The organism is Alkalihalobacterium sp. TH-98 (genome assembly GCF_057473385.1).
This window is the reverse complement of record NZ_JBYCKM010000020.1, coordinates 73,630-94,776: the sequence shown is the minus strand read 5'-3', so window position 1 is coordinate 94,776 and position 21,147 is coordinate 73,630. Positions and strand designations below refer to the sequence as shown.

17 protein-coding genes are annotated in these 21,147 nt (G+C 37.1%); 2 read left to right on the top strand and 15 right to left on the bottom strand.

From position 1 onward, the window contains the following. Positions 1–647: 647 nt before the first annotated feature. The 13 genes from AC2VNP_RS08175 to AC2VNP_RS08115 all read right to left on the bottom strand — a co-directional run bounded on the left by AC2VNP_RS08175 (position 648) and on the right by AC2VNP_RS08115 (position 17,646). A complete protein-coding gene (locus AC2VNP_RS08175) occupies positions 648–1,688 on the bottom strand; it encodes a sensor histidine kinase (protein WP_486916915.1) in 1,041 nt (346 codons plus the stop codon). A gap of 58 nt (positions 1,689–1,746) precedes the next feature. Further along, positions 1,747–2,400 carry a response regulator transcription factor gene (locus AC2VNP_RS08170; protein ID WP_486916853.1) on the bottom strand — a complete coding sequence of 218 codons (654 nt, stop codon included), beginning with the start codon at positions 2,398–2,400 and terminating at the stop codon, positions 1,747–1,749. Positions 2,401–2,795: 395 nt separating this feature from the next. Beyond that, positions 2,796–3,260 carry a GAF domain-containing protein gene (locus tag AC2VNP_RS08165; protein WP_486916852.1) on the bottom strand — a complete coding sequence of 155 codons (465 nt, stop codon included), beginning with the start codon at positions 3,258–3,260 and terminating at the stop codon, positions 2,796–2,798. Between the two features lie 156 nt (positions 3,261–3,416). Then, a complete protein-coding gene (locus tag AC2VNP_RS08160) occupies positions 3,417–4,847 on the bottom strand; it encodes a S8 family serine peptidase (RefSeq protein ID WP_486916851.1) in 1,431 nt (476 codons plus the stop codon). A 57-nt stretch (positions 4,848–4,904) separates the two neighbouring features. Beyond that, positions 4,905–7,334 carry a S8 family serine peptidase gene (locus tag AC2VNP_RS08155; RefSeq protein WP_486916850.1) on the bottom strand — a complete coding sequence of 810 codons (2,430 nt, stop codon included), beginning with the start codon at positions 7,332–7,334 and terminating at the stop codon, positions 4,905–4,907. A 139-nt stretch (positions 7,335–7,473) separates the two neighbouring features. Continuing rightward, on the bottom strand, positions 7,474–8,115 hold the full coding sequence (locus AC2VNP_RS08150) for a response regulator (RefSeq protein WP_486916849.1): 642 nt from the start codon (positions 8,113–8,115) through the stop codon (positions 7,474–7,476). Between the two features lie 17 nt (positions 8,116–8,132). Then, a complete protein-coding gene (locus tag AC2VNP_RS08145; RefSeq protein WP_486916848.1) occupies positions 8,133–9,941 on the bottom strand; it encodes a GAF domain-containing sensor histidine kinase in 1,809 nt (602 codons plus the stop codon). A 294-nt stretch (positions 9,942–10,235) separates the two neighbouring features. Continuing rightward, positions 10,236–11,495 carry an ATP-binding protein gene (locus AC2VNP_RS08140; protein WP_486916847.1) on the bottom strand — a complete coding sequence of 420 codons (1,260 nt, stop codon included), beginning with the start codon at positions 11,493–11,495 and terminating at the stop codon, positions 10,236–10,238. Positions 11,496–11,737: 242 nt separating this feature from the next. Continuing rightward, entirely contained in the window at positions 11,738–13,456 is a 1,719-nt protein-coding gene (gene cydC, locus AC2VNP_RS08135; protein WP_486916846.1) for a thiol reductant ABC exporter subunit CydC, read from the bottom strand. Positions 13,457–13,458: 2 nt separating this feature from the next. Further along, positions 13,459–15,174, bottom strand: coding sequence for a thiol reductant ABC exporter subunit CydD (gene cydD, locus AC2VNP_RS08130; RefSeq protein ID WP_486916845.1), 1,716 nt, complete (start codon positions 15,172–15,174; stop codon positions 13,459–13,461). 3 nt (positions 15,175–15,177) lie between these two features. Then, positions 15,178–15,279, bottom strand: coding sequence for a cytochrome bd oxidase small subunit CydS family protein (cydS, locus tag AC2VNP_RS08125; RefSeq protein WP_486916914.1), 102 nt, complete (start codon positions 15,277–15,279; stop codon positions 15,178–15,180). A gap of 13 nt (positions 15,280–15,292) precedes the next feature. Further along, complete coding sequence (locus tag AC2VNP_RS08120; RefSeq protein WP_486916844.1) at positions 15,293–16,309, bottom strand: cytochrome d ubiquinol oxidase subunit II; 1,017 nt, start codon at positions 16,307–16,309, stop codon at positions 15,293–15,295. Further along, a complete protein-coding gene (locus tag AC2VNP_RS08115; RefSeq protein ID WP_486916843.1) occupies positions 16,306–17,646 on the bottom strand; it encodes a cytochrome ubiquinol oxidase subunit I in 1,341 nt (446 codons plus the stop codon). The genes AC2VNP_RS08120 and AC2VNP_RS08115 overlap by 4 nt, the downstream gene beginning before the upstream one ends. 250 nt (positions 17,647–17,896) lie before the next feature. Between AC2VNP_RS08115 and AC2VNP_RS08110 the strand changes: the two genes are divergently transcribed. Continuing rightward, positions 17,897–18,025 carry a hypothetical protein gene (locus AC2VNP_RS08110; RefSeq protein ID WP_486916842.1) on the top strand — a complete coding sequence of 43 codons (129 nt, stop codon included), beginning with the start codon at positions 17,897–17,899 and terminating at the stop codon, positions 18,023–18,025. A 355-nt stretch (positions 18,026–18,380) separates the two neighbouring features. Here AC2VNP_RS08110 and AC2VNP_RS08105 read toward each other — a convergent pair whose 3' ends face one another. Next, a complete protein-coding gene (locus AC2VNP_RS08105) occupies positions 18,381–19,250 on the bottom strand; it encodes a helix-turn-helix domain-containing protein (protein WP_486916841.1) in 870 nt (289 codons plus the stop codon). A 195-nt stretch (positions 19,251–19,445) separates the two neighbouring features. Between AC2VNP_RS08105 and AC2VNP_RS08100 the strand changes: the two genes are divergently transcribed. Beyond that, on the top strand, positions 19,446–19,613 hold the full coding sequence (locus tag AC2VNP_RS08100) for a hypothetical protein (protein WP_486916840.1): 168 nt from the start codon (positions 19,446–19,448) through the stop codon (positions 19,611–19,613). A gap of 96 nt (positions 19,614–19,709) precedes the next feature. Here the strand turns inward: AC2VNP_RS08100 and AC2VNP_RS08095 are convergent, their stop codons facing one another. Further along, a complete protein-coding gene (locus AC2VNP_RS08095) occupies positions 19,710–20,855 on the bottom strand; it encodes a S8 family peptidase (RefSeq protein WP_486916839.1) in 1,146 nt (381 codons plus the stop codon). Positions 20,856–21,147 lie beyond the last annotated feature (292 nt).

The window sequence follows — 21,147 nt, the reverse complement described above, 5'->3', positions numbered from 1 at the left end:
TTTTAAAGTAACTCCCTTCGTTGATGTCTTTCCTAAATCATACCAACTGTTTCATCAAATTGTTATCGGGAGAATTCCTGAATTTTTTAGTAGCGAAAACCCCTATAATTGGCAAAGATCACTCAGAAACTAGTAGAAAACAATAAGTTTAAGTAGATTACTATCCATAATTAGGAATAATATAAATCTAAGTTTTAACTTAGTCCTCAAATTGAGTCGAGTGCAACTTTTTGAATTTAATTTAGGGGACTCACAGGCCCTTATTCCTGTGGAAAGTCTAGTTTTCTTGATTTAGATGACTCAAAAGCCCTTATTTACTAATATTTTATGATATTTATTAGTGATTTTAATTAAATAAAGGCCTCTCAGTCCGGGAAATATCCAAATATGAAGGTTTTTGTTAAAATAAGAGCCTCTCAGTCCGTAACAAGTTTGATCACCATTCCTTATGCCGGAAACTATACGACAACATGGTGATCGTTAGAGAACAGATGTTGACCTATCATATCGAGGGTGAGCGAAGTCTTGCTAGTCGCTCACTAGGCGCTGGAACTAGACCTCTTCAAATTTATCATCCTTTTTCTTTTATAAAAAAAAACCAAGCGATTGTTCGCTTGGCTTTTACTAATCCAATCATATGTGAAAGATTATGCTTTTGGGACAATTAATGTTACTGTCGTCCCTTTGTCTAGATCAGACTGAATATCAAAAGTGCCATTTACACTTCTCGCACGTTCTTCCATACTAAAGAGACCGACGCCCTTCCCATTATTTCGAACAAACCCTTTTCCTTCATCCTTAATTATGGCCTGGACGTGATCGGCAGTTTCAGTTAACGTTACATAAGCTTCAGAAACGTTTGCATACTTAGCAATATTCGTTAACGACTCTTGAATGATTCGATAGATGGTTGTTTCTTTTTGCATATCCAGACGATGACGTAAATCACAATCAAATTGAACATCTATACCGTAGTACTGAGAGAATTTATCAATGTGTCGATTAATAGCAGGAACAACACCAAGGTCATCTAGCAAGGATGGTCGTAAATCCCAAGCTAGACTTCTAACCTCTTCCATAATTCCTGATACTTCATTACGTAGTGTTTGCATGGAAGAATAATTATCCTCACTCATCATTCGATCCATATGGATAATTAAAGAAAATAAGCTTTGTCCAATCCCATCATGCAGCTCACGTGAGAACCGTTTACGTTCTTCTTCTTGGATTTCTAATACTCGGTTCATCATCAATTTTAACTCTTCTTCTGCCTTCTTTAACTGTGTTACTTCATTACGAATCGCCAAGTATTGATAAGGTGCACCTTCACTTGATAAAAACGGAACAATCGTCGTGTTCACCCAATAATAGGAACCATCTTTCGCTCTATTTTTAATCTCACCCTTCCAAACTTTGCCCGAAGATATCGTTTTCCATAAGTTAGTCATGAACGCTTTGTCATGATAACCTGAGTTTATAATTCTATGGTCTTGTCCAATAAGTTCATCTCGATTGTACTTAGAAATCTGACAAAACTTATCGTTAACATATTTAATTTGACCTTTATGATTGGTAATAGCTACAATGGTTGATTCATCTAATGCAAAACGAATATCTGTCATTTCTTTGAGTGATTGCTTTAGGTCATCTCGAAATGAACAGTCTTCGATATGTTGATCAATTTGCATTAAAAGACCCAATTCGTTTTGTTCATAACCTTTAGACTCTCTATCAAAGACTTTATCATTAGTCAAAGTTAAGCAATCCTTTCTGCAATGCGTATTTCACTAATTCCGGTCTCGTTTTAAAGTGAAGCTTTTCCATAATATTACTTTTATGTGTTTCAACAGTCTTTACGCTAATAATGAGGTTTTCAGCAATTTCTTTATTAGAATAACCTTTAGCAATCCACTCAAGCACTTCTCTTTCACGTTGAGACAGGGATTCAAAGGTTTTAGAATTTCCACCATCGCTTAGCTTTTCCATATACTCACTCATTAATCGCTTTGTAGCTGTCGGATTTAAGTAAGCATTTCCTGTATATACAGATTGGATGGCTGCTAGCAACTCTTCATGAGGTGAGCTTTTCAAGATATACCCTGAAGCTCCTGCATGGATCGCATTAAATAAATATTCATCATCATCGTGCATCGTCAAAACTAAGACTGCAGTGTCAGGCAACAGCTTTTTAATTTCAGTTGTAGCAGCTAAGCCGCCTTTCCCTTGTGGCATACTTAAATCCATCAAGATTACATCAGGCTTCAATTCCTGTGCCTTTCGAATCGCTTCATCTCCCTCAGCTGCTTCCCCTACTACTTCTATATCATTTTTACCGTTTAAAAGCATAGTTAGGCCTGAACGTACAACGATATGGTCATCAACGATAAGGAGCTTAATCATACTCATACCTCACTTTCTACAGTATCCTATCTGGTTTATTTCTACTAATTTTATAGTACTAACGTTATTAATAGTATATCAAATTACCTTACATTGAAATGGAAATTTTTAATTACATAGCGTTCCATTTTCATTATACCAACTTTTTATTATATTTTAATATACCAACCTTTTTTTATATAATTATTTGATTCATGTTATATCTTCCTATCTGAGGTACCGATAACGATTCGCTTGGCTTACATTCAAAAGCAATCAACAATTTTGAGAAAAGAGCCAAACAAAAAAAAAACGATTTCACCTTTTAAAAATTACTTAAAAAGCAGCATCGTCCTATTACTCTTATATATTATTAGTGGCAACATGGGGGATAAACTCTATATTCTTGGTATTTGTTAGTTACTTTCAACGCCTAAAAGCAATCCGATTTCATTTGTCTTTTCAGCAATTGTTTCAATTTCTTCTTGTGAATAAATGCGGTTTCTTCGGCTTCCTACAAGTAAAACTCCTTTTATCTGATTTTCAAGGAAAATAGGTGCAGCAATTGCTGCAAAGAGTTTTTCTGCAAGCATGATCGGTGATTCTAATCTTTTCTGATCTACGTTTGGGTAACTGTCATCAATGACAATAATTCGTCCATGACGAGCAACTGCACCGATTAAACCACTACCGTACTTTTTCCGCATCCCCTTATACCTTTCGTTGATACTGCCGACTGCATCTCCCCAGCAAATGTGATGACTGATTGGAACTACTAAAGCTATTGCTGCAAAATCACTAGACGTTTTTAAATTAAGTTCCTCTAATATATGCATCTCAACTACATCTCCACTAAATTTCTTTTTTTTATCTATAATCATTTTATCTGGTTTTTAAGAAAAAGTAATTCAGGAAAAACCCTGATTTTTTGATAATCTTTTAATTATTTTTAACAGATAAAACATATTTTAATAATAAAGAATCAAAAAGAGTAGATCATTAAAACCCGACCTACTCTTTTGTATATTTTCTATTTTTTACCTTTGAAAAAGAATTTCCTCTATTGCTTTATACGCATTCACGTAACCAGCACCAACCTCCCATGACTCACGCCCTGGCATACTAGTTGCAGTTCGTTGAAGAATTTCTTTAACTTCATCTGGTGATAATAATGGGTCTGCTTCGAGCATTAAAGCCACAATACCAGCTACATGTGGAGTTGCCATCGAAGTACCACTCATTGTAGCATAATAAGGTAAATAAGCTGGTTCAATCATTTGAGTATCTTTTTGAGCAGAAAGTGCTGATAATGGAGCAATTACTCGTGTCGAGATAATATCTACCCCTGGAGCCGTTATTGTTGGCTCATCTTTCCATGTCCAATCTCTTCCATTAACTGTGAAATTTCCACCTTTATCTTTTGTGCCTCTTGACGAAAAATTAGCTAATGTTCCGTCTTTCACTCCAGCAGCTACTGAAATTACCCATGGCGCTTTTGCATAAGGGTTATGCGTATTTTCAGACGGTCCTGAATTTCCAGCTGCGAAAAGGACCACAATTCCTCGATCATATGCTTGTTTACTTGCTACATTAATTGGGTGATCCGGGTTGAAGTCACCTGACGACCCCCAAGAATTTGTAATTACTCGTATATCGTATTTTCTTTGATTGGTAATAGCGTAATCAAATCCACCGATTCCGTCTAAGATAAATAGTGCACCACCGGAACCATAACCAATTAAACTAGCACCCGGGGCGACACCCTCATATTTCCCCCCAGATTTAGCTCCCGTTCCACCTACAGTTCCTGCTACATGTGTACCATGGCCTGAGTTCGTATCTGTATTAATTACATTCTCAATATATGTGATGGGAAGAAGACCGCTATAAGCATTTAGATTGGTTGTCGATAATACGTTCTGAACTAAGTTCTTTCCAAACTTATGGTCATCATGTGTACCATCGACTCCACTATCATTTACAACAACTCCTATTCCTTTACCTGAAATAGGAAAACCACCATTTGCCTTACGCATTTGATCGTCTGTACGGACTTTTTTCACGCCTGTTAAATCATTGGAAGCCGCATTGAAGTATTCTAGTTCTGCATTTAAATATAGTGACCGAATTTCTTCACTTTTTGCTAATTCCTCTACTTGTGCTTTTGTAACTAGAACACCAGCAATAGGCAGACTTTTCATCAACAACGCTCTTTCGATACCTATTTTTTCTAAAATCCCTACGTGTTGATGATCAAGTGGTCCATCTCCATGAAAAGTTACAACAACTTCTACCAACTCAATATCAGTCGCTAAAACTTTTTCTAACTGAGGGTCAATCGTCGTCTTTACACTACCAATTGTTTTTTGCAGAATCCCGCTTAACGCATTGGCTTGTGTGCCACCAAGATTAATAACTGGAAGGATTACAAGTAGTGCAATAAAGAAATAAAGTAATCGCCTTCGCATCTGTTCAGCCCCTTTAATTATTATTGATTTCTGCTCCTATTATTCTAGTTTTACTTTTTATGGTTGTAAGTATGTTGCATAGTATCTAGTAATTGCTACTGCATACTCACCTCTTGTAACGTTTTCGTTTGGTTCAAACTTCGCATGAATAGTTGGTTGAAGATCAAATCGACCTTGATTTACAGTAAATGTTGCATGAAGAATGTTTAAATCAAGTGCTAATTGAACATACCCTCTTAAATCTGCCGGAATTTGATCACCATCTTCAATCTTTATTCTTGAGCCACTGTAAAGAACTGTCACATCACCTTCATGTTTTTTTGCTTTTTCCTGTAAGCCCAAACTCTGAACTAAAGAATAAGCTAGCTCTGCTCGTGTTACCGTTCCTTTAGCGTCAAAGTTACCATTTTCAGCTAGACGCATAACCCCATCATTCACCTGATTTAGATCCTGAAGAGCTGCACCTCTAGTTACAACAGCATCAATGTACGGATTTAACGTGTCAGTTGATAAACTTTGACGAATTCCTGCACCCATTACTAAAAACTGTGCCAAATCTTCTCTCGTTATGTTACGATCTGGACGATACTTACCATTTGAATACGAGTCTAGTAGACGATGTGTCACCCCTACTTTGATTGCTGCAGCAGCAGGATGGTTGGCCAGGTCCTCTAACCCAGAAAATTCACTTACCTTGCTAAAAGCAAGCTCCCCCTCTATCGTTTCAGGCAAACCGACACCATTTAAATCACTCACTTCTAATGTCCATTTCCCTGGTTTAGGAGCAGCCACTTGGACAGTCCGGCTAGTTGCTAAAGTAAATAATACTGGAATTCCTGAGCTATATACCTCACCTGTCGGGTCAATTAGCGTTAGCCTTACTGTATTTCCAGTTTCACCAAGTAACCCTTTTGCATCAATCTTGGCAACTATTTCTGTTAACCCTTCCTCGACCGTAAATGATAAACTACCACCTAACAATGGAGTGTATTCTAGAGAAATAGCTTCTCTTTTCGTTTCCATCTTAGCGTTTGCATTAAATTTTTTATTCAGATTTAGTGTTTGACCATATTTTTTCCCAGTTAAAGCTTGATCTACTGCAGCATAGGCATTAACATAGCCGGCCCCAACTTCCCATGCTTCATACCCAGGCATATTCGTTGCTGTGTCTTGAATGATTTGCTTTACCTCTAAAGGAGATAATGTAGGGTCCGCTTCCAGTAATAGCGCTACAATCCCAGCTACATGAGGAGCAGCCATTGAAGTTCCACTCATTGTTGTATAATACGGAAGATGAGCTGGTTCAATTAGCTCTGCATCCTTTGTCGCACTTAAACCAGTGGTCGGCGATACTACACGTGTCGAAATAATATCTTGTCCTGGAGCTGTTATCGTTGGACGGTCTTCCCACGTCCACTGCTTTCCATCAACTGTTACTGTACCACCTTTTCCTTTTACACCACGTGATGAGAAGTTAGTAAGCTTCCCTTGTTTGGTCCCTGCCGCAACTGTGATAACCCATGGTGCTTTTTTATAGTTTCCTGTAATTGTAGACTCTCCAGGACCTGAATTACCTGCTGAAAATACAGTAACAATTCCACGATCATAAAGCTTTTTTGTTGCTACATTCACTGGATGATTTGGATCAAAGTCGGTTCCTGCATCACTCGTTGCTCCCCAGGAATTTGTAATTACTCGAATATTGTATTTCATTTGATTTGTTAGGGCGTAATCAAACCCACCGATTGTATCAAGAATAGCAACACCAGCACCAGATCCATACCCAATCAGACCAGCACCAGGGGCTACCCCTTCATGTTTACCACCAGATTTTGCACCTGTACCACCAACAGTTCCGGCTACGTGAGTGCCGTGCCCTGAACTATTATCCGTATTCGGTACATCTTCTACATAAGTAATTGGTAATAATCCACTAATTGAATTAAGATTTGTTGAAGCTAAGACATTTTGCAATAAATGGTCACCAAACTTGTGGTCATCGTGTGTACCATCAACCCCGCTGTCATTTACTACTACTGATACACCTTTACCCGTAACAGGAAATCCACCATTTAACTTTCGCATTTGATCGTCTATTCTAACTTTATCGACTCCCGTTAAAGCAGTGGCCTCTGCATTTTCGAACTCTACCTTACTATTAAAGTATAGAGACCGAACAGATTGCTCTTGACTAAGTAAATCTACCTGTTTTGGAGTTGCTAACACTCCGGCAATTGGAAGATTCTCTAGAGTCACACCCGTTTCAATTCCAACTTTCTTTAACAGATTAATATTCGCTTCTGTTGGAGCACCTTCCCCAGCAAATGTTACAATTACTTCAACTGGTGTTGTAGCAGTCTGTAACACTTTTTTCAATTTCTCATCGATAGATGCTAACTTAGTAGCTTCTACTGTATACGGCAAAGTTGACACAAGTAATGACATGATAAATACAAATGCCACAAAGCTAGTAAAACACTTCTTCATCCAATTTTCCCCCTTTTTGTTATCAGAATAATTTAACTATTAATCTAATTATGGCTGTTAAAGTTCTTTTAAACTATTACTCGGAGGATATAAAAAAAAATGGCAGAAGTACTGTTATGTACTACTACCAAAGTATTAATTATTCTACCGTAGGAACTAGTTGATGTTGAATAGCATGTATTACAGCTTGTGAACGGCTTTTCACATTAATTTTTTTAAAGATTTTACTGACGTGAATTTTCACAGTTTTATCACTAATAAATAACTGTTCAGCGATTTCCTTATTACTTAGTCCACGAACTAAACAAGTTAACACTTCTTTCTCACGCTCAGTCAGTTCTGTTTCTTTTATCACACTACTCTGTTGCTGGTGAAAATTTAGTAATTTCTTTGTCATCGAAGGATGTATCACTGCTTCCCCACGCATTATCGTTCGAACCGCTTCAATCACTTGATCTGAAGGAGCATCTTTTAACAAATACCCGTCAGCACCTTCTCTGATCGCTGACATAAAATACTCTTCGTGGCTATGCATAGTAAGTATTATTATTTTTATTTCTTTGAAAGTTCCCTTTATTTTTCTAGTAATCTCAATTCCATTTTGTCCGGGAAGATTTATGTCTAATAAAATGACATCGGGATTTAATTTGGGGATTTCTATGAGGGCGACTTCACCAGATTCAGCCTCACCTATGACAGATATATCCTCTTCCATCTCTAGAATACTTTTCAAACCATCTCTTAATACCGTGTGGTCATCAATAAGCATAACAGTGATCAAGCGAATTCCTCCTTCTTTTATTGTTTAGGGACTTTTAACATAATAACCGTTCCTTCACCACGTCGACTTTCAATCTGTAAAGATGCATCAATTTTTTTAGCCTCCTCATTCATACTAATAATTCCAAAATGAGAACCTTCACGCGCTTTTATCATCGCATCCATCAACGAAAAGCCTCGTCCATCGTCTTTAACTTTTAACAGCACATGTTCTGCTTGATAGCTTAGCTGAACCTCTACTTTTTCAGCTTTCGCATGTTTTACTATATTTTGTAAGCTCTCCTGTAACGTATCAAACATCACTTTTTCCACTTGATTATTAAGTACGATCGGTTCACCCCGTATATCAAACGATATAGGAAGGTTAAGCTCTCCCTCTAATACAGATATTCGTTTTTGTATGGCCTGTTGCAGACTCACATGCTCAGTAGGGTACGGACGCAATGCATAAATAACCTCTCTTACTTCTTTAAGACTATGACGAAGTTTATCGAGACTATCCTCAATAACTAATATTGATTTTTTAGGTTCTACATCCCACTTTCGCTTTACCGTTTCTAATTTCATAATTCCACCCGCTAATGTTTGGGCAATTCCATCGTGAATTTCCCTAGCAATTCGATTTCTTTCTTCTAATACAACACGTTTTTCCTGTTCAGAAATTAACAACCTGGTTTTAACAACAACAGCTAGTTGATTAGCTAACGCATAAATCATTTGTACATCTTCCTCATTGAAACTGTATGTTCTGCTTCGAGCTACGATTAGCATACCTACTAACTCGTTTTCGATGTATAGCGGCGCAAAGACGGAGGCCTTTAATCCATCTTCAAAAAAAGCAAAGAGCGAGTTATCTTCCTTTCGGTGATCACCAAAAACAGTCGGTTTTTCGATCTCATCAAAATTAGAACAATATCGGTCACTGTTAGAACCAGTTTTTATACGCCCCTCCTGTAAAACTAATTTCCATTCTCCTTCCTCTTTTATCCAAAGCATTGTCGCTTCTGCACCTAATAACTTCTCAATGCCGTCTTTCAAAGAGTCGATCCAATCCTGAGAAGGAAGTCGTTTATTTAATTGCTTAGTAATTGAAAATAATGTTTTTAACCGATTCTTTTCTTTTCGCAATCTGGAATTACTTGCTCCTAGTAAGGAAAGTCCAATGAGCGGCGAAAAAAAGAAAAAGAATGAAAATCCATCAATAACCCCTCGATCTTGCCCGCCTAAAATGTATAGCAATAGAATATAAGTAATTGAAAACAAGAAGCTTAGAAATTCTGTTACTGTCTTTTTTCTCCATAAGACGATTGGGTACGGTTGAGGTCGAATTAATAATACAATATCAACTATTAAATTATTGAACATGTAGAACAAAGCTGTAATGAGAACTATCTCCACCACTAAAGTAGAGGTAGAATACGTAATAGGAAGCGTTATAAATAAAAGGTATATTAACCCTTTAGCTACTAGGTAACTCAATATAAGTTGTGCCGGATTAAAGCAGATGACTCTAAATGGACGCTTCTGAACTAAGTTAACAATGAGGACAATCATCGAATACACAATAATCATGACTGCCAGACCATACACAAGGTCAATTGTAAAAATGATCGGAAAACTTAGAGTTGTATAACCTCTCCAAACCGGAAAAGGGTAAAATTCAGTAATCCATAAAAAAAGAACAAGTAGTGTAAATATAATAAGATTGTTACTCAAATCAATATAAAAAAAACTAACAATGACAGCTAGAAAACCAATAATGGAAATAGTGGTCATGTAAACATTTGCAATTTTTTCTTTCTTCTGTGCATTTAATTGATTAACCATTTTATTTCCCCCTACCAAATGGTTATTTAAACAATTATATATTTTAATAGAATAAATTGAAAGGTGATCACTTAAGAGAGGTTTATAAAAAAACCGGCACTGGTCTAATGAACATTCACTGACCAATTACCGGTAAAACGATAGTAATATCGTTTATCTTATTAAACTAAATATCAACACATATTACCATTCCACTTATGATATATTCATCTAGTACTTTTGTATTATTGAATTATCAATAATATTTAAAGGCCCTTTTAGCGATAAAGAAAATAGAATGCGGTTTTTCTGACTTTAAAAAGCCTTCTCTACAATTGGCAATCGAATATGAAAATTTGTGCCTTCATTTACTTTACTCGTTACACTTAACTTCCCAGCCATTGTCTCAATAATATTGATAGCTGCCATCATCCCAAGACCCGTTCCTTCCCTCCCCTTTGTTGTAAAGTATGGTTCCCCTAACCTGGACACTTGTTCTTTGGTCATGCCTTTCCCATTATCAGAAATTTCTATTACGAGTTCACCGTTTTCTTCCTTCGTTACTATATACAGCCTCCCTCCGTCTGGCATTGCTTCTATACAATTTTTAGTTAAATTTAATAGGCATTGTTGAAAAGCTTGAGTCTCACCTTCAGTAAAATGACTTTCAAGCTTTGTTGCTATTTCAACACCGTTCATATTAGCTAATGGTGTAATGATTTGAATTGTCCTTTCTAATTCTTCTTTCACGTTCAATTTTCTTTTATTTTCAGGTGAAGGTTTGGCAAATGTTAAATAATTACGAATGATATCATTAGCCCGATCCACTTCTTCTATGGATATCTTTATAAACTTCTTTCTTTGCTCTTCTGGAATATCGTTTTGCTCCATCATTTGTAAAAAGCCTTTAATCACCGTTAACGGATTTCGAACTTCGTGTGAAACTGAAGAAGCAAGATGACTGACGATATCCATTTTTTCCGCCTTAATAATTCGTTTTTTAATTAAAAGAGTTTCTTGAAAAACCTCGTAAAGATAAATTGTGAAAAAAGCCGTACAGAATGTTAAGGTCAAGAAGGTAAAGAGAAAGACATAAGAGAAAGGCGCACCAAATATCAGCGTTGAATTTATAATAGCCAACAAAGCTGCAAATAGGGAAAGAGAACTCCCTAAAATTATTTTTTTCTTACGGGATGTTTTTCGGAAATAATCGGTTAATAATATGATACAAAATAAAACTATAATAACGACGATTAACGTAGCAGAAGCCCCAGCCCCGCCTACTAAAAAACGATACATAACTGTAACTGTAGCTAATAGAATACTAGCAGAAACCCCTCCGTAAAGGCCTGCAACTGTCAGTACCACAAGGCGTAAATCAAAAATATATCCATCCATTACAGTAATTGGAAACGATATACAACTTATAATTGCGAAAGAAGCTGATATAATCATGAGCCAATTCTTTTGGATTTTCGATAATCTTTGTGCATTCATTTCTACAAGAATAGGTATAAATAGTAAAAAAACAATGACAAAAAGGACATTTAACAATAATTGTTCAATTCCTTCCAAAATAATCCTACCTTCTTTCTAGACTAATAGTTTTTCAAATCTACTTATGTAGTATATTTTTATATTCCAATTTAATATTATTAAGATTATAACATTGGGTAAGGCTATTACGACAAATAAAAGAGGACTCTATTTAAAGAGTCCTCTTAATGAAAATACATCTTCTATTCTTTTGTTCTAATGACCGCAGCGACCTTGTTTAAACCTTCACCTAGTTTTTAAGGTATATAGGCTTCATTTTTTTATTTTAATATACTTTTTTCAATTTGTTTTAACTGATAAAAATATCCTCTAGTCTTCATAAGTTCTGTGAACGTACCCTTCTCCACTATTTTTCCTTGATCCATGACGATAATTTGGTCCATCTGTTCTAGCCCTTCAAGCCTGTGACTAATAACAACTACCGTATCTTCCTTTGCCTTTTTATACAATAATTCATACAGGCGTTGTTCTGTCCATGAATCTAGTGATGAAGTCGGTTCATCGAGTAGCCAGAAAGATGCACCTTTTGCAACAGCCCGGGCCATCGCAAGCCGTTGTCTTTCTCCACCTGATAAGTTTTGCCCTTTCTCCAAGACCGTATCAGATAATTCAAGGTGCGGAAGCTGAACATCGGCTAGTAACTGTTTTAGGTCTTCATCTGTCAAATCGTTCGATGCTAATAGAAGATTTTCTTTAACCGTTCCATGAAAAAAGTGATTTTCTTGCAAGATAACGTTGGCGTTTTCCCAAACACTTTCTTGTTTAAGCTCGTTTATATTGGTACCACTTATTAAAAGTTCACCAACATTCGCCGTTTGTAATTTCAACATCAAATTCAACAGTGTTGATTTACCAGATCCACTTGGCCCAACGATCGCTGTTTTAGAACCAGCTGGCAAGTATAAGTCCACATCACTCAATGTTTTACGTTGCTCTCCTGGAAAAGCAAACTGAATTCCTTTTAGTTCAATCGAAGGTGCATTACTTGGAAAAGAACGCATCTCGACAGTCGAAGTTAATGATGTATCATCTTCTTTTACAACTGAGCCCAGACGCGTCGCTGCTCTCTCACTTTCTTCATAATAAACGGGGAAAGCTGCCATCGGTGTCGAATGTTCAAATACTGTTAGACTAACCATCACGAGCATTGCTAGAAAAAGTCCATCTAAGCTTCCATTGGCCACTGAGTACGCTCCAACTGCCAAAACAGCCCAGACGATAATTAATGAAACGGCGGTATTGATCGATTGATTATACAAGGAATGTTGACCTGCTTGTTGATCCTCCTGAATATAGTCATTAGATGCAGCAATAAGCTGTTGTTCTTTTTCTTCTAACTTTTGGTGGATTTTTAACTCACGAAAGCCGTGAAACCATTCGGTTACTTCTGTAGATAAATGGCCTCGTTCCTCCCGAATACGATTACTAACTTTTTTCTGCTTGTACGCAAACCAAGCTGGGATTAGTATCCCTGTTAAAATTAGACCAAATGTCAGTAATATAACAATTGCAATCGAATAAAAGGATACAAATAAAATTGTACTCAGAAAAACAGTCACCATAATAATCGGTGGGTACAAAACTCGAAGAAAGAAGTTTTGCAAACTCTCCACATCACCAACGATACGGGCAAGTAGATCACCACTGCGATATTTAGTTAACAAGCTTGGCGCAAGCTTTTCCAATCTGTCAAAGAAATGAACACGTAAATCACTTAACATGGTAAATGTCGCTCTATGGGAATAATACCGCTCTCCGTACCGACTCGTTGCACGTAAAATACTGCCCATCTTTACAACGGCAACCATAATTAATAGTACATATAACGGGGGTTGGAGAGCAGCTTGTGAGATTAGATAACCATTTGCAGCAAATAAACCAACAGCCGTTATTCCTGCAATATAGGCAAATACGATAGACAAAATCACATCTTTCTTTTTTAACATGATAATTCGGGTCGTATTCAATAACTCATTCATCACTACTCCTCCTCTCCGTTTTTAGAGAACAGTTTCTTGTAAGATGAAACAGAAGCTTTCAACTGTTCATGAGTCCCTTGAGCATTTAATTCTCCATTTTCTAGAAACAAAATGTGATTAGCTTCTTTAATTGTCTGTAACCGGTGTGCAACCGTAATGATTGTTGACGTTTGAGCTAAGTCCTTAATAGATTTTTGTAAAATTTGCTCGGTGAATAAATCAAGACCCGTTGTTGGTTCATCGAAAAGTACAATTGATGGCTTTTTAAGAAAAGCGCGAGCTAATGCGATTCGTTGTTTTTCACCACCAGAAAGTCCTCTTCCACCTTCGCCAATTGGAGTATCATACCGCTCAGGCAACGTTTCTATTAGATCAGAAATGCCCGCTTTAACTGCAGCTTCCTCAATTTGAGCTTTAGATGCTTTTGAACCGAGAGCAATATTCTCAGTAATTGTTCCCGCAAATAGATAAGGATGTTGTGTGATATAGCTTATTTGGCTGAACCAATCTTCTTCTTTATACTCTGAACGCTCATGTCCATCTATGAATACTTTTCCTTCTTGCGGATGGATTAATCCTGCAACAATATGAAGTAATGTTGTTTTACCAGAACCACTTTTCCCAACAATCGCAGTCTGACCACTCATTGGAAACTCGGCATTTATATGGTTTAATGTAAAACCATTTGTCTCATATTGAAAGCTAACGTTTCTTAATTCTAGTGTAGCGGGTCCTTTTGACAATGAACGGTTCCCCCATGTATGAGTTTGTTCTGCTTGTGAAAGCTCTCGTTCAATTTTGTCGGACGCCCCCGTACTGCTGCGGCCTGCGTGGAAAGCACTCCCCAGCTCCTTCAATAGATTATAAAATTCAGGAACTAGTAAAAGGATAAAAAAAGCTGTAAAGAAACTAATTTCATTGAATACAACGAGCCGAAACCCTAACTCTAAAGCAACTAGACCAATACTCAGCATCGAAATAAACTCGAGCATTAAGGACGAAGTAAAAGCTACTTTTAAGATTTTCATCGTTGCATCTCGAAACTCCAAACTACTTTGACGAATCGCTTCTTTGTAATGCTTCGAACGTCCATATAACTTTAAGCTCAAAAGACCTTGAAGTGTATCCAAAAACCGCCCTGAGAAAGCCGTTAAACTATCCAGCTTTTCCTCTGATTTTTCTTGCGTCATTTTACCAATAATAATCATAAATATCGGAATAAACGGGGCCGTAAATAAGAGAATTAACCCAGAATATACGTGCTGCGTGAAAACGACGACTAGGATCATCACTGGAACAACAGTCGTAATAATTCGTTGCGGAACATACTTACTAAAAAAGTTATCAAGCTCATCGACGGCATCCATCATGACACTTACCTTTTGTCCAGATTGTCCTTTGTAAGATGACATTAATGAATGTCGAGAGTACGCTTGTAGCAGCCGTTTACGATAATCTGCTTTAACTTGAGCCGCCATTATCAAGCCGATCTTCCCACTCCAATACGAGAGCACAGACCTGAAAATAAAGACGGCTAATAAGAGTAATAAGAAAGCTGTTACTTGATCAAACGAAACTTGATTTAAGAAAAGATCATCAACAATTGAAACAATCAAATACGCTTGCATTATCATGACAAAACCGAATGCAATGGCTATTGCAAATAGTGTATAGTACCGCCCCTTTTGTGCCTTAGCAAGCTTTTGAAGTGTTTTCATTGTCTAGTCCTCGTACTTTGTACTTTTAGCGGCTACGAATAAGGAAAAAATCATCGCAAGCACGACAACGAGGAGCGGTGCGTAAAACAGTAAAAAGTTGTGCATCATTGTTTCCCCCTTATACATTACCTTTTTTAATGTAAGGCTTATTCATCACAAACAGTTTAAACACTAGATATAGCGACGGAATGAGCAGCATTAACCCTAAGATAAATACCACAATCAATGCATAAGCCATTGTTTCATTCGTAAAACTGTCATAAATCGTTAAGTGCGGATACAGTAAATACGGATAGCGCGACACGCCATAGCCATAGAAAGCACAAGCAAATTGAAGAACAACGAAAATAAATGACCAACCGTATTGTCTTGTTTGTAAGAACCATAAACTAACGACAAAGCATATAAATGATACAGCAAATACCCACCAAAGGGAAAGCAAGCCTTCAAAATGTGCAGGATTGTGCCATTTCATTTCAATGATAATTCCTAAGGCTGTGATGATCGTCGGAAAGCTCCAAATCCAAGTATATTTACGGAACAAGCGGAGTGCCTTTTGATCCTCTGCTACTGAAGAATAGTAAGCTAAAAAGCTTGCTGATATAAATAACACACTAACTAGACTAAGCACCACGATCGACCACGCAAATGGACTCGTGAGCAACGCTAAATAATCTAGCTCAATCCCGCCCCAAGATGCCTCGCGAATAAAGCCACCTTGAGAGACAATTAGAGCCGTGGACAATGAAGCGGGGATAAGAACACCCGTAACTCCGTACATGAGTGTATATCCCTTATGCCCCTTCGAACCATACGTTCCAAATGCATAATAACTCCCTCGTAACGCCAACAAAATAATCGAAATACTAATCGGTATTAATAAAACCGTCCCAAAATAATAAGCAGTTTTCGGGAAAAACCCAATCATTCCAACAAAGAAGAATACAAGAAATACATTTGTAATCTCCCAAACTGGTGATAAATATCGCTGAATGACATTGTTTACGATATGATGCTTCCCCGTTACGATCGTCGAAGCATTGAAAAATCCAGCTCCAAAATCGATGGAGGCTACAATGACATAGCCAAATAGGAACAACCATAAGACTGATATTCCTATAATCTCAATCGTCATCTTGCAACACTCCTTTGTTCGTTCGCAATTTTCTCTAACTCACGCTCCACTGGATTCTTTTTAAACATACGAACTAATACAACCGCTGTTCCAACCATCAAGATAAAGTAAAGAACAGCAAATGCAATAAACATAATCCAAACGTGAGGTGAATCCGTTGCACCTTCTGCAGTCGTCATAAACCCTCTCATAATCCAAGGTTGACGACCGACTTCCGTAAACCACCAGCCAGCTTGTATAGCGAGCATCGCTAATGGGCCAGTTGTAACGAGTAAGAAACGAAACGCACGTGTTTTTATAAATGTCCAATTTCGTGATAATGCAATCCAATAAATCATCGAAAGAACAGTTAACCCTACACCGATCGTTACCATGATGTCGAACATGTAATGAATAATGTATGGCGGATGATACTCTTCTGGAATATCATTCAATCCTGTTACAACTCCAGATGGATGATTATGAACAAGAATACTAAGTGCATAAGGAATTTTAATACCATACTTCACTTCATTCTCTTCGGTTAACACACCAAACAAGACAAGCGGTGCTTCCGCTTCTGTTTCAAAGTGCCACTCTGCAGCTGCTAGTTTTTCAGGTTGATATTCTGCTAGAAACTTTCCAGATAAATCTCCAACAAGTGCTGTTGCCACACAAAAAATAAAGCCGACCTTCATCGTTAAAGCAAGGCCTTTACGATGATATTCATGACGACTTCCACGCAGCAGGTGGAAAGCAGCAATTGAAGCCAGTACAAAAGCCGAAGTCATATAGGCAGACGTTAAAACGTGTGCTACTTTTGTAGGCATTGCTGGGTTAAACATTGCAAGGAGTGGTGAAATATTTACTAACTCACCGTTCATTAATGTAAACCCTTGTGGTGTATTCATAAACCCATTAACTGACGTAATAAATAATGCGGACATTGTAGCTCCTAATACAACTGGAGCAAGTAGATAAAAGTGATGCTTTGGATTTTTAAATCGATCCCATGTATATAAATAAATTCCGAGGAAAATGGCCTCAAAGAAAAAGGCGAATGTCTCCATAAATAGCGGTAGTGCAACAAGCTGACCGGCAAATTCCATAAATCTAGGCCATAATAGCGCAAGTTGCAGTGCAATCGCGGTTCCCGTTACAACACCAACGGCTACACTGATGACATAACCACGAGCCCAACGTTTAGCCATTAAAAGATAATGTTCATCTTGTCTTCTGAGACCGATCCAATGAGCAAGCATAATCATGACAGGGATACCAACACCAACTGTTGCAAAAACTACGTGTACCGACAGCGTCAACATTGTTAAATAGCGACTAAATTCAACCGACTCCATTTTTCCCCTCCTCTAACTACGTTTCTATATCAATATAAAACTATATGTATAGTGTATACCTGAATTGTTTGTGAAATATATCACAAAATAAACAATTCTGTTACAAAGCGTTGATAATTCCGTGGCAGAAACGTGAGCAATTTGTGGCAAACAGGAAACGGGGAAGGGTTCTTTCTTAGTGGTGGCAAGGGATTGCGTGGTGTGATAAGCGCTGAGGGCGAGCTTTCCTTTTCTGGTTTTTTGGACACATTTGACGTCAGAAGCAAACAGCGCTGCAACTTTAGCGATGGTACCTGGCACCGAGGGTAGAAAGTCCCATACGTTTACTTTACGGCGTAAGGATTGGAGCCAATCAATTGGGTTGCTAATGCTTTTCTAATTTACGGACTGAGAGGCCGTTATTTTATCGAAAACCTTCGTATTTGGATATTTCCCGGACTCACAGGCACTTATTTAATCATAATCACTGGGAAACATCACAAATAGTAGTAAATAAGGGCTTCTGAGTCCTCAAAAACATGAAAAACTAAACATTCGACAGGAATAAGGGCCTGTGAGTCCCCTTATATACTTTGCAACGGATGTACTAGAAACAATTGAAAGGCTAATGCTTCAAAAAGAGAAAAAACAGATACATTCATTATGTAGAGAGCCCTCTTATATCTGCCCTTACTCTTACACTTTTGCCACTTTGTTTAATTCCAGCACTAAACGAAATATCCTGAACAAACATACTACGACTTTGTGACTTCTTCCATCTTTAGCTGGATATACTCTATATATCTTAGATTTCCTTGTAATTTAAATATGGATATAGCACTTTCAAAGTGTGGTAATGCATTTTCACATTTAGCAATTAACATGAAATTATAAGCGATATGGTAATGAAGTTCTCCTAATAGATACATCAGATGATTTTTCATACACAGTTGTATTGCTTTTTTACACTGTTCAATAGAATCCTCATACTGCTCTTTTCTTGTAAGTGCTTTAGCTAAGTTATACAATAAGCGGACTCTTATATCTGTAGGTTTGTTATCATTATGGAACTGTTTTAATGCTTTAACATAGTTGGTAATAGCTTCATCATAATGCCCTGTTTCAAAATGAATGATCCCCATACTGTTGACTATTTCTATTTCCCGCTCTGAGTATACTTGTTCACTAACATTTGTAATCCTTAATGCCTCTTGTAAAACTGTTAAAGCTTTCTTTGCGTTATGATTAAAGTGATATTCGCAAATCCCTTCATGCCAGATCACAAACTGACGGTATTTATCTACCTCTTGGAATAACGGACTTGCTTTTTCAAGCTGAACTTGTTCGTAGAGTTCACCATACTTCTTTTTTCTTACTAGCTGCCTCATTTGGGACTGGACTTCAATCACATAATCTAACTTTTTATAGATGGTTAAATCTAAAATGTAATTAACATTTGTACCAAGCCTTTCCGCTAAGCTATGTAAAGTCGATGTCAGCGGTAGAACATATCCCTTCTCAATTTTACTAATTTGAGCTTGCGTGCATATGCCCTTCGCCAAATTTTTCTGGGACATTCCTCGTTGTAAGCGTAATTCTTTAATTATTATTCCTAGCGTATCCATATCGTTTCCCCCTATCAAATGAATTCTTTGTAATGTTTTAAACAAGTTATGCTTAGAGTTATATCACCTGAGATAAAAGGAATTTAAACTTTGATATAATACTATATTTTCAAATATAATCATAATATTCTATTAATTGAAAATATAATAAATGAGTTACAATCTAATATATTCATAAGAAGAGGTGGTATTTATATGAAAAGAAGAATTATGATTACATTTTCATGCTTAGTTTTTGGTTTAATGTTACAAGGAAACTTCGGCAATTTCCCTTTCCCTTCGAATGCGTTGAATGAAACAGTTGTAGAAGTGGCATTTGGAGAAGCACTTACTAATCCTACGGAATTGCCTTCAGAACACTAAAGAATAGGATGATATCAACCATAACCCTTGAAAAAAAATTAGGCGCCCCTAAAAATATAGGGGTGCCTATTTTTCCTTATCACTTATTTATATTAATTAACGTACAAAATCGATTGCAGCTTTAGCTTGAACTAATCCGTTCCCGTATTGATTACTACTTCCTAAATGCATAGCTGTATCCTTCAGTAATTGGCGCAATTCTTGATTTGTTAAATGAGAATGCTCTCCCCATATAAGCGCAGCCACACCTGCAACATGTGGTGATGCCATCGACGTACCATTATAAGAAGCATAACCATTACCAGGAATTGTACTTAATACACTTACTCCAGGAGCCGAAAGCTCTACTGCAGGGCCAGTACTTGAAAAAGAAGCACGGTTATTATTTTGGTCAATGGCTGCTACAGCAATAACAGATTCATATTTTGCTGGATAACCGACACTGTCATTGTTTCCTCCACGATTGCCACTGTTTCCTGCTGCTGCCACCACTAGTATACCTTCATCGTTTGCGAGATCACAAAATTCTTTTAGAATAGAAGAAGATTGAGATCCTCCTAAACTCATATTAATAATGTCCATTCCGTTAAGTATAGACCATTCAATTCCTTCTGCAATACCAGCATAAGAACCACTGCCATCATTATTTAAAACTTTAACGGCATATAAATCCGACTGATAAGCAACTCCAATGACTCCTAGATCATTGTTAATTGCGCCAACGGTTCCAGCAACGTGTGTACCATGACCACTTCCATCATAAAATGGATCTTTGTTGGCAGTATCGGTAAATACGGAGTGTCCTCCTTTAACATTCGCAGCTAGATCTTCGTGAGTATTATCAATACCTGTATCTAAAATCGCCACTTTAACACCGGTTCCTGTTTGCCCCATATTATGGACTTCAGTTGATTGGACGTGCGGTACTCCCCAAGGAACTGTTTGACCGAATGCTTGTGCTTCTGCATTTTTTTCAACATATTTAATTTGTGGGTGATTTTGTAATCCTCGAGCTTGATTTGAAGTTAATTCTAGATGAAATACCGGTTTAAGACTGAATTCACGAAGAATGTCTTTATCTTTTACACCAAAAGCATGAAAAATGCCTTTTTGGGCTGGTCCATCAAACATTACTAAGTACTCTTCGCTACTTTCACCCGTTGATTGGTTTGCTGCTACAGAAACTAACCCAGTACTGAAAACGATACCCAAGACAAGTAATAATATTAAAAGTTTTTTCATTCAATACCTCCATTGATTAGTTTATATCAAAACTTTGGCCAAAGATTTTGATTCCACACAATTCATTTAGTGCCTCTAAAAAATCTTGTGTGTTCACTATAATGGAGAAAACTATTATTGAAAATCTTCAAAATTAACCAAAAACTAAAACTTCCACCAACTTAGCTTTAGTAAACTATTATTAAATAGCTATGATGACAAACAATATTCTTTTATGCATAGGTAAAATTATGAAATTTCTCAATCCCTAACAGCTCTTTAACATTTTATCTATTCACCAAGTGACCATATC

Coding starts and splice junctions, on each gene's coding strand:
- cydC (WP_486916846.1), bottom strand. CDS start 13,456: ATGAATGAGTTATTGAATACGACCCGAATTATCATGTTAAAAAAGAAA.
- AC2VNP_RS08095 (WP_486916839.1), bottom strand. CDS start 20,855: ATGAAAAAACTTTTAATATTATTACTTGTCTTGGGTATCGTTTTCAGT.
- cydS (WP_486916914.1), bottom strand. CDS start 15,279: ATGCACAACTTTTTACTGTTTTACGCACCGCTCCTCGTTGTCGTGCTT.
- AC2VNP_RS08160 (WP_486916851.1), bottom strand. CDS start 4,847: ATGCGAAGGCGATTACTTTATTTCTTTATTGCACTACTTGTAATCCTT.
- AC2VNP_RS08175 (WP_486916915.1), bottom strand. CDS start 1,688: ATGCAAATTGATCAACATATCGAAGACTGTTCATTTCGAGATGACCTA.
- AC2VNP_RS08155 (WP_486916850.1), bottom strand. CDS start 7,334: ATGAAGAAGTGTTTTACTAGCTTTGTGGCATTTGTATTTATCATGTCA.
- AC2VNP_RS08165 (WP_486916852.1), bottom strand. CDS start 3,260: ATGATTATAGATAAAAAAAAGAAATTTAGTGGAGATGTAGTTGAGATG.
- AC2VNP_RS08170 (WP_486916853.1), bottom strand. CDS start 2,400: ATGATTAAGCTCCTTATCGTTGATGACCATATCGTTGTACGTTCAGGC.
- AC2VNP_RS08105 (WP_486916841.1), bottom strand. CDS start 19,250: ATGGATACGCTAGGAATAATAATTAAAGAATTACGCTTACAACGAGGA.
- cydD (WP_486916845.1), bottom strand. CDS start 15,174: ATGAAAACACTTCAAAAGCTTGCTAAGGCACAAAAGGGGCGGTACTAT.
- AC2VNP_RS08100 (WP_486916840.1), top strand. CDS start 19,446: ATGAAAAGAAGAATTATGATTACATTTTCATGCTTAGTTTTTGGTTTA.
- AC2VNP_RS08115 (WP_486916843.1), bottom strand. CDS start 17,646: ATGGAGTCGGTTGAATTTAGTCGCTATTTAACAATGTTGACGCTGTCG.
- AC2VNP_RS08145 (WP_486916848.1), bottom strand. CDS start 9,941: ATGGTTAATCAATTAAATGCACAGAAGAAAGAAAAAATTGCAAATGTT.
- AC2VNP_RS08120 (WP_486916844.1), bottom strand. CDS start 16,309: ATGACGATTGAGATTATAGGAATATCAGTCTTATGGTTGTTCCTATTT.